This window comes from Sphingobacterium cavernae (genome assembly GCF_008520265.1).
Lineage (GTDB): Bacteria > Bacteroidota > Bacteroidia > Sphingobacteriales > Sphingobacteriaceae > Sphingobacterium > Sphingobacterium cavernae.
Genome location: NZ_VIQM01000114.1, coordinates 1 through 1,172, shown reverse-complemented (window position 1 = coordinate 1,172; position 1,172 = coordinate 1). Strand labels below are relative to the sequence as shown.

Genomic DNA, 1,172 nt, shown 5'->3' with positions numbered 1-1,172 from the left:
GTCCTGGTCATATTTTTCCCTATCGATGGAGATTTTGACATTTCCCTCCATTTTAAGGTATTTGTTATAGCCTCTGTTATTAATATTGCTTTTGGTAAGCCTGCCACTGTTGATTTGCTTTTCGAGTCTTTTCAGTCCCCGTTTTCTGTTGATACCGTCTTTTTTTGCTCTCTTATCGGAATAGCTGATGATAGTCCTGATGGCTTCACCTTGGATTACCAGATACTCTCCATCCTTCAGCGAGTGTCCGATGATTGTTTCCTTTATCGTTCTGCCACTGTTTTTCAAACGTGCTCCAAGAATATATTGGTAACCTTGTTCTTCCAGTTTAGTGATGTTGGACTTGTTTAAAAGACCCGCATCAGCTACGATCACCGGCTTGTTCAGTCCGAACCGCTTACTTATTTTTTCGATGACCGGGATAAGTGTATTTCCTTCGTAGATATTACCCTCAAAAATATCGTAACCGATCGCATATCCTCCCAGCCCCACCAACAAACCTAAAAATATCTGAGGGTTACTATGCTTACCATCTTTGCTAAAGCCGCTTTTTCGGAGGTCATCCTCATCACTTGATTCAAAATAAAGGGTGGTCATATCGTAGAAAACAATATTGATTTCTCCCTTCAGAACCCGTTTGGTATGTTCGAAACCTATCTTTTCGATGGTTTCTTTCAATTGATTATTCAGCTTGTCCAAAAAGCGATAGATAGAATCTATGCTCACAGAGACTCCTTGGTAACGATAGAGGTATTCAACCGTTTTCAATTTGCTTAAAGGAAACGCAAGACGGGAAACAACCAAATGTCTAAAGAGCGGATCTTCAATTATCCCGTAACCAATATGGTCAAAAATCCTTCCAAAAACCAGCTCTGGACCTATCGTTCGGATTTGACCATTGCTTAATTCAGACACAAAGCTTTCGATGACGTTATCCTTTTCAGGAGTAAACATGGTAAACTGGCCTTTCAGCTCACGAATGCGCTGCTCACCCTTCAACATCAGCTTCGAAAGCTCTTGCTCATCTACTGATGAGCCGATCGTTTCAACCACTTTGTATTTACCCGAGCTTTTGGAAATCAGCTGGACGCTAAAACTACCTGAATGGTTCTTTTTCTTTCTGACAAACACATCACAAAATAGATAAAAAAGCCATGAGACACCCTATTTTT

At 40.5% G+C, this 1,172-nt stretch carries 1 protein-coding gene; it reads right to left on the bottom strand.

Going from position 1 to position 1,172, the window contains the following annotated elements; all coding sequences use genetic code 11:
- Window positions 1-1,131: IS1634 family transposase (locus FLS47_RS17610; protein ID WP_149915636.1), on the bottom strand; the 1,131-nt coding region annotated here is incomplete at its 3' end.
- Window positions 1,132-1,172: the final 41 nt, after the last annotated feature.